Source organism: Saccharopolyspora sp. 6V (assembly GCF_020176785.1).
GTDB lineage: Bacteria > Actinomycetota > Actinomycetes > Mycobacteriales > Pseudonocardiaceae > Saccharopolyspora_C > Saccharopolyspora_C gregorii.
Window position 1 is genome coordinate 1 of record NZ_JAIUKB010000064.1, and the last position, 7,223, is coordinate 7,223.

8 protein-coding genes and 1 riboswitch are annotated in these 7,223 nt (G+C 72.7%); of the genes, 5 read left to right on the forward strand and 3 right to left on the reverse strand.

What is annotated here, in order from left to right:
* Nucleotides 1-165 precede the first annotated feature (165 nt).
* The 3 genes from LCD35_RS13430 to LCD35_RS30470 all read left to right on the forward strand — a co-directional run bounded on the left by LCD35_RS13430 (nt 166) and on the right by LCD35_RS30470 (nt 2,453).
* The gene (locus tag LCD35_RS13430) at nt 166-1,026 is read left to right on the forward strand and encodes a metal ABC transporter ATP-binding protein (protein ID WP_374108075.1); all 861 of its coding nucleotides are present in this window, start codon (nt 166-168) and stop codon (nt 1,024-1,026) included.
* Entirely contained in the window at nt 1,023-1,901 is an 879-nt protein-coding gene (locus LCD35_RS13435) for a metal ABC transporter permease (protein ID WP_224961959.1), read from the forward strand. The genes LCD35_RS13430 and LCD35_RS13435 overlap by 4 nt, the downstream gene beginning before the upstream one ends.
* A 72-nt stretch (nt 1,902-1,973) precedes the next feature.
* Nucleotides 1,974-2,453: an ion channel gene (locus LCD35_RS30470; protein WP_224961957.1), complete on the forward strand. Its 480-nt coding sequence runs from the start codon at nt 1,974-1,976 to the stop codon at nt 2,451-2,453.
* Nucleotides 2,454-2,680: 227 nt separating this feature from the next.
* On the opposite strand, the gene LCD35_RS13445 is transcribed toward LCD35_RS30470, so the two are convergent.
* Entirely contained in the window at nt 2,681-3,964 is a 1,284-nt protein-coding gene (locus LCD35_RS13445) for a hypothetical protein (protein WP_224959532.1), read from the reverse strand.
* 51 nt (nt 3,965-4,015) lie between these two features.
* Nucleotides 4,016-4,465, reverse strand: a complete 450-nt coding sequence (locus LCD35_RS13450) for an NUDIX hydrolase (RefSeq protein ID WP_224967464.1) — start codon at nt 4,463-4,465, stop codon at nt 4,016-4,018.
* Nucleotides 4,466-4,478: 13 nt separating this feature from the next.
* A riboswitch (Fluoride riboswitch) is annotated at nt 4,479-4,542 on the reverse strand.
* A gap of 111 nt (nt 4,543-4,653) precedes the next feature.
* On the opposite strand from LCD35_RS13450, the gene LCD35_RS13455 reads away from it, so the two are divergent.
* Both LCD35_RS13455 and LCD35_RS13460 read left to right on the forward strand, forming a co-directional pair.
* Complete coding sequence (locus tag LCD35_RS13455; RefSeq protein WP_224959528.1) at nt 4,654-4,986, forward strand: type II toxin-antitoxin system RelE/ParE family toxin; 333 nt, start codon at nt 4,654-4,656, stop codon at nt 4,984-4,986.
* Nucleotides 4,955-5,326, forward strand: coding sequence for an XRE family transcriptional regulator (locus LCD35_RS13460; protein ID WP_224959526.1), 372 nt, complete (start codon nt 4,955-4,957; stop codon nt 5,324-5,326). The genes LCD35_RS13455 and LCD35_RS13460 overlap by 32 nt, the downstream gene beginning before the upstream one ends.
* Nucleotides 5,327-5,565: 239 nt before the next feature.
* Here the strand turns inward: LCD35_RS13460 and LCD35_RS13465 are convergent, their stop codons facing one another.
* A complete protein-coding gene (locus LCD35_RS13465; protein WP_224959524.1) occupies nt 5,566-6,990 on the reverse strand; it encodes an MBOAT family protein in 1,425 nt (474 codons plus the stop codon).
* Nucleotides 6,991-7,223: the final 233 nt, after the last annotated feature.

A 7,223-nucleotide genomic window follows, 5' to 3' on the forward strand; every position in this document is an offset into this window, starting at 1 on the left:
GTCGTCGACGAGCCGCCTGCGCAGCTCCGCCGCGTCGAGCAGGACAACCATGGCCCCAGGTTACGAGGGCGCGGCGGGGGGGGGGGGGGGGGGGGGGGGGGCCCCCCCCCCCCCCCCCCCCCCCCCCCGCGCCCGAACCGACCCCACCACTGATCCGAGAGCCACGTGGAACCCAGCACCGACACCGCAGCACCGGACCGCACCGAGCCGGACGCCTCCGGGCGCGACCCGGCGGTCCGGTTGCGCGGCGCCCGCCTCTCCTACGGCCCGCGCGTCCTGTGGGACGGGCTGGACCTGGACGTGCACCCCGGCGAGTTCCTCGCGGTGCTCGGCCCGAACGGGTCGGGGAAGACGAGCCTGCTGCGGGTGCTGCTGGGGCTGCAGCCGCTCAGCGGCGGCGAGGTGCGGATCGCGGGTGAGGCGGCGCGGCGCGGGAGCCCCCGCATCGGCTACGTCCCGCAGCAGCGCTCGGTGGATCCGACGCTCACGGTCCGCGGCAGCGACCTCGTCGGCCTCGGCCTGGACGGCCACCACTGGGGCGTGGGCTTCCGCGGCCGCAAGGACCGCAGACAGCGGGTCGAGCGGGCGCTGCGCGCGGTGGAGGCCACCGAGTACGCACGGATGCCGCTGGGGCTGCTCTCCGGTGGTGAGCAGCAGCGGCTGCGGGTCGCGCAGGCCCTGGTCGGCGACCCGGACGTGCTGCTGTGCGACGAACCGCTGCTGTCGCTGGACATCGCGCACCAGCGCAACGTGAGCAGGCTGATCGCCCGGCAGGCGCGGGAGACCGGCTCGGCGGTGCTGTTCGTGACGCACGAGATCAACCCGGTGCTGCCGCTGGTGGACCGGATCCTGTACCTGGTCGACGGCCGGTTCCGGATCGGCACGCCGGACGAGGTGATGACCTCGGCGACGCTCTCCGAGCTCTACCGGTCGGACGTCGAGGTCGCCCGGGTCGGCGGCAGGCTCGTCGTCACCGGCACCGACGAAGTCGATCACCACCACGTCGACGCGGAGACCACCTCATGAACACCCTGCTGGACGCGCTGAGCCGGTTCTTCGACTTCGAGCTGACCGGGAACCTGCTCGGCTACCCGTTCGTGCAGCAGGCGCTGCTGGCCGCGGCCGCGCTCGGCCTGGTGTCGGGGGCGCTGGCGCCGCTGGTGGTGGCGCGGAAGATGTCCTTCGCCGTGCACGGCACCGCGGAGCTCGCGTTCACCGGCGCGGCCGCCGCCCTGCTGTTCGGCGCGAGCGTCGGAGCCGGGGCGCTCGGCGGCGCGGTGGTCGCGGCGCTGCTGCTCGGGTTCCTCGGGCAGCGCGGCGGGGAACGGGACTCGGTGATCGGCGCGATCCTGTCGTTCGGCCTCGGCCTCGGGGTGCTGCTGCTGTGGATGAACCCGGAGCGCACCTCGAACAAGTTCAGCCTGCTCATCGGGCAGATCGTCGGCGTGGACTCGGCCGACGTGGCGCTGCTCGGCGGCAGTGCCGCGGTGGTGCTGGTGGTGCTGGCCGTGGTGTACCGGCCGCTGCTGTTCGCCAGCGTCGACCCGGACGTGGCCGCGGCGCGGGGCGTGCCCGCCCGGCTGCTCACCCCGCTGTTCGCGGTGCTGGTGGGCGTGGCGACCGCGCTCGGCGTCTACACGGTCGGGGCGCTGCTGGTGCTGGCGCTGATGGTGACGCCGGGCGCCGCGGCGGCGCGGGTGACCGCGAGCCCGCTGCTGTCCACGGTGCTGGCCGTGGTGTTCGCCGAGGTCGCGGTGCTGGGCGGCATCGTGCTGTCGCTGGCGCCGGGCGCTCCGGTGAGCGCGTTCGTGACGATCCTGTCGTTCGCGATCTACCTGGTGTGCCGGGCGGTCGGCAACGTCCGGCTGCGCCGCGTCTCCCGCGCTCCCGCGGCGGCCTGACCGGCGGGAGCCGGCCCGCCATCGCCGTCCGATCGTCCGGCGGAGGCCGTCGGGGACACGCACGCTGAGCGGGTGTTCTCCTCGGAGCGGGGCCTGCTGCGCCGGACGGCGGGGACCGTGCTGGCCGTCGCCGCGAGCACCGCGGTGTACTTCGCGCTGCCGCTGGGCGTGTTCGACGTGCGCGGCACCTGGGCGTTCGTCGGCGCGTTCGCGGCGGGCCTGGTCGCGGTGGCCGCGGTGATCGTGCGCCAGGTCCGCCGGTTCCGCTCCGGGGGCGTGGCGCTGACCGGGGTGCTGACCTCGCTGTACCTGGCCGTGCTGTTCTTCGCCGCGGTGTACTGCGGGCTGAACGCGCACTGGCCGGGGTCGATCGCCGCGCTGGCCACCAAGGTGGATGCGCTGTACTTCGCGCTGTCGATCACCAGCACGGTCGGTTTCGGCGACGTGCACGCCTCCTCCCAGGCGGCGCGAGTGCTGGTGAGCGTGCACCTGGTGTTCAACCTGGGCTTCCTCGGCGCAGCGATCACAGCAGTCCGCAACGCCACCCGGTGAACCCACCGCCGCGACCCCCCGACGGGTCGTGTCCGTTTCCTGTCAGCGGCGAAGCCGCTGAACCGCCGACCACCCGAGCAACCGGACCACCCGCGGGTTCTCAGCGGGATTCTCGCGAGGACAGCTTTTCCCTCGTGGCGGAGCCACTCGGGAAAAAGATCCCGCAGCGAGAATCCCGCTGAGGTTCCGCCACCCCGCCCCCTGAGCAACAGGAGCGGGAAGAACCTTCAACGCGGGTCGGCGGCGAGCACTGCTCCTACCTGGTCGGCGACCGCCGGGTCGAGCAGGTCGTAGCGGCCGCCGGAGACGAACCGCTCGGACAGCTCGAAGGTCACCACGTCGCCCTCCGCGAGCAGCGCCGCCGTCTCCCGCGGCCGCTTCGCGACCTCCTCCGGGTGCACGATGCCGATGTCGGCGAACGTCGCCGCCAGGTACGGGCTGGCGAACTGGGTGAACGAGTCACCCACCATCCGCGTCGGCTCGGTGGTCATGCCGGCCCGCGGCATCGATTTCAGGTGCAGCGGCTCGTGGAAGTCGCTGGGTTCGAACCGGGTGTGGTCCGCGCCGCCGTCCGGCGCCAGCGAGTAGGCCTGGATGGGCACGGTGCGGCGCTGGCCGAGCAGGTCGGGGATGTCGGCGGAGTGCGGGTACTGCCTGCCGGGCTGCACCTTCCAGGTGGCGGTGCTGCCCGGGGACAGCCGCTCCGCCAGCTGGTACACCATCGTGATGCCGCCCTCGTGGGTCCAGTGCGTGTCGATGTCGTGGTAGATCGCCCTGCCGTTGCGGTCGGCGGATTCGCGCAGCGGGTCCCGCATGTCGATCGCGCCGGTCGCGGTGGGCAGCCGCCGCCAGAACTCCTCCCTGGCCCGCGAGGAGCAGTCCTTCCCCGCGTACTCCGGCGGCAGGTTCGCCGGGTACATCGTCGACTTGTCCGGCGCGATGACCAGCTGGAACTTCCGCCCGGAGGCCTCCACGACCTGGCGCCAGCGCCGCAACCCGGCGATCACCTCGTCCAGGCTGCGCTTCGGCGTGCACGGGTAGGCGACGTCGTGGCCGAGGTAGAGCCAGCCCGCCCGTCCTTCGATGACCTTCGGGAACACGTTCTCGTTCAGCGGCTGCCGGGCCTGCTGCTGGTCGCTCCCGGTGCCGGTGGGCGAGCTGTGCGTCCCCGACTCCAGCCGCGCCTGCTCGCCGAACACCCCCTGGCTGATGTCGTGCACCGACCGGACCGCGGTCCCGCGGAACGGCAGGTTCTCCGCGGCCCACGGGGACAGCCCGGTGAGGAAGCCCCAGCCGTCGGTGATGCTCGGGAACTCCGCCAGCGGCCGGTTCTCCAGCTGCTCCGCCCGTGCGCCGAACACCCAGGTGGTGGCGGGCGCGGTGAGGAACAGCAGCGCGCACACCAGGGCGGTGAGCTGGCGCCTGCCGTGCCGCGGCCGGTGCATCGGGTGCTCGCGCGGCAGCCACGACTCGTGGACCGCGGGCAGCTCGGTCGGTTCCGTCCTCGACACGCCGCTACGTTAGCCCGGCCGGGCGACGGCCGTGCCCGGTTCCCGCGGAACTCACGGCCGCACGGGCGTCCGGTGTTCGTTCCGCAGGTACTTCGGCGGGCCGGGTTCGCGGGTCGCGTGCAGTTCGGCCAGCTGCGCCGCGATCGGCGGGTGCAGGTCCAGCCGGGGCAGCTCGGCGACCGGGACCAGCTCGGGCCGCAGGCCGTCCTCCTTGAACCGCGGCCACCCGGCGGGCCGACCCGGGGAGCGGAACACGACGTCCACCAGCCGTTCGGCGAAGGGGCGCACGGTCTCGACGATGAGCGCGCAGGTGCCCGGGTCGATCAGCATGTCGGTCTCCTCGCGCAGCTCGCGCCGCACGCAGGCGTGGAAGTCCTCCCCCGGCCGCGGGGTGCCGCCCGGCAGCACCAGGTCGTCGTGCTCGCGCCGGCGCACCAGCAGCACCCGGTCGCCGAAGAACACGGCGGCGGAGCAGCGCAGCAGGACGTGGATGTGCGACATGGCGGGCCTCCTGAGTTCCGGAGAGGCCATCAGCGGCGTGTTCCGCACTTCCGGCGAGCCTCATCGCCGCCGCCGAGTCTCCGCCCACCCCACCCCCACGACAACGGCCCAACGACCCATATCCGCTGGAACTCGGCCGGTAGCACCCGCTGTGATCCGTGCCATCGCCGGAACATAAGCTCAAGGTTATGATTCGGGAGTCGGCGCGGTGGAGCATCCCACTGCACGACGAGGTCGCCGGGTGGTACCTATCGCTGGACAGCGCGACCCGCGCAGCGGTGGACATCGCACTGGAGAAGCTCGCCGAGCACGGTCCGACGCTGGGCCGGCCACTCGCAGATCACATCAAGGGATCGAGCATCAGCAAGCTCAAGGAGCTCCGACCACGAGTGCGCAAACCGGCCCAGGAGCGATCCCGCTCGGCGAGCAGCGCGTGGCCGAGCACGAGGCCGCGATGCGGAAGGCGGACGACCAGGAGGGGGCAGGACGATGAGCCGCTCGTGGGACGAACTCCGCGATGAACTCGACGCCCGCGATCGTGCGGCCGGTGACGACCCGGAAGCACTCCGCGAGCAAGCGCGGCAGGACACGAACGCCTACGTCCTCGGGTTCCGGCTGGCGGAGCTCCGGAAGCGGATCGGGCTCACCCAAGGAGCGGTCGCGGAACGGATGGGCGTCACCCAGGCACGGGTCTCGCAGATCGAGAACGGGGAGCTGGACCAGATGGCGGTGTCCAGCATCCGCAGCTACATCACCGCGCTCGGCGGGCGGTTGAAGCTCGTCGTGGACCCGGCCGGCCCGCCACCGGGTGCCGCCGAAGCACCCCGATCGGAGCTGGACGCCCCCGTCGTGCTGTGCTGATCAACGAACCCGCCCGCCTTCGAACGAGCACGCCGGCCCAGGTCTCGTCCTGCCAGCGGCGAAGCGGCTGAGCGGAGACCGCGCACGCAGCCGGATCACCCGCGAGTGCTCAGCGCCCTCCTCGCGAGGACAGCGTTTCCTCCTGTGGCGGAGCCACCGGTGCAAAAGATCCCGCGGCGAGAATCCTGCTGCGGTTCCGCCACCCCACCCCGACGCGAGAAGAGCCGGGGAAGAGCCGGTCAGAACTGGTAATACAGGAACGGGCTGAACGAGCCGGTCGCGACCAGCAGGCCCGAGTACAGCAGCCCGGCCGTCATCACCGCCGCCCGCAGCGCGTTCGCCTGCCGGGACCGCACCGACTCCAGGAACGCCCCGGTCCCGGTGGAGGCGGGCAGCAGCACCACGACCAGCGCGACCAGCAGGAAGAACACCCGCTGGTGGGTGACGGAGGCGGCGACGAGGTCGGTGAGCCCGGACAGGTCCGGCAGCAGCATGTGCCCGGTCATCGTGAACGCCGTCCCCAGGTCGGGCGCCCGGAAGAACACCCAGCCCAGCACGACCAGCAGCAGCGTCAGCGCCCGCCTGCCCAGCCGCGCCCAGCGGTCCGCGGGCGCCGAGTCGTGCCCGGTGGCGCGTTCCACGACCAGCAGCGCCCCGTGGAACAGGCCCCACACCAGGTAGGTCCACGCCGCGCCGTGCCAGAACCCGGTGAGCACGAAGATGATCGCCAGGTTCAGGTAGGTGCGCCCGGTGCCGCGCCGGTTGCCGCCGAGCGGGATGTAGACGTAGTCGCGGAACCAGCGGGACAGCGACATGTGCCAGCGCCGCCAGAACTCGGTGACGGTCACCGAGGAGTAGGGCCGGGCGAAGTTCTCCGGCAGCCGGAACCCGAGCATCCGACCCAGCCCGATCGCCATGTCGGAATAGCCGGAGAAGTCGAAGTACAGCTGCACGGTGTAGCCGATGGCGCCGAGCCAGGCGACGGCGAAGCTCATGTCCTCGGCCGGGGTCGCGAAGCAGGCGTCGACCATCGGGGCGAGCGTGTCGGCGACGACGACCTTCTTCGTCAGCCCCCACGCGAACCGCGGGAAGCCGGCTGCGACGTCGTCGAGCCGGTGGGTGCGCTGCTGCGGGAGCTGGTCGGCGATCTCCCGGTAGCGCACGATCGGCCCGGCCACCAGCTGCGGGAACATCGCGATGTAGGTGACGAAGCCGACCGGGTTGCGCAGCGCGGGCCGTTCGCCGCGGTACACGTCGACCACGTAGGAGATGTGGTGGAACGTGTAGAAGGAGATGCCGATCGGCAGCGCCAGCTGCAGCACCGGGAAGTCGCCACCGAACCACCGGGTCAGCGTCGCCAGCTGCTCGGTGGCGAAGCCCGCGTACTTCCACACCACCAGCACCAGCAGGTCGAACGAGACGGCGCCGATGAGCAGGGCCCGGCGGTGCGGGTGCTCCGCTTCGGGTTCGAGGGACTTGCCCGCGAGGAAGTTGACGACGATGCACGCCAGCAGCAGCAGGGTGGTGCCGCCCGCGCCGCTGGCGTAGAACACCAGGCTCGCGACGGCCACGATCGCGTTGCGCGCGGACCGGGGCGCGATGAGCACCGCCGCCAGCACGACCGGCAGGAAGTACCAGAGGAACAGCGGAGTGGAGAAGTACATCGGTGAGGGGCCTCGCGGTGCTGGGAGGCCCGGGCCTCCCGATCGACTCGGCTTCGGAGCCTAGCCGAGCGCGTGGCCGCACTTGCCAGGAACGGCTCAGCTCACCGGCGAAATCCCGCCGGGTCGCCGGAGGTGGGGGGGGGGGGGGGGGGGGGGGGGGGGGGGGGGGGGGGGGGGGCGGGGGGGGGGGGGGGGGGGGGGGGGGGGGGGGGGGGGGGGGCCCCCGCCCGCGC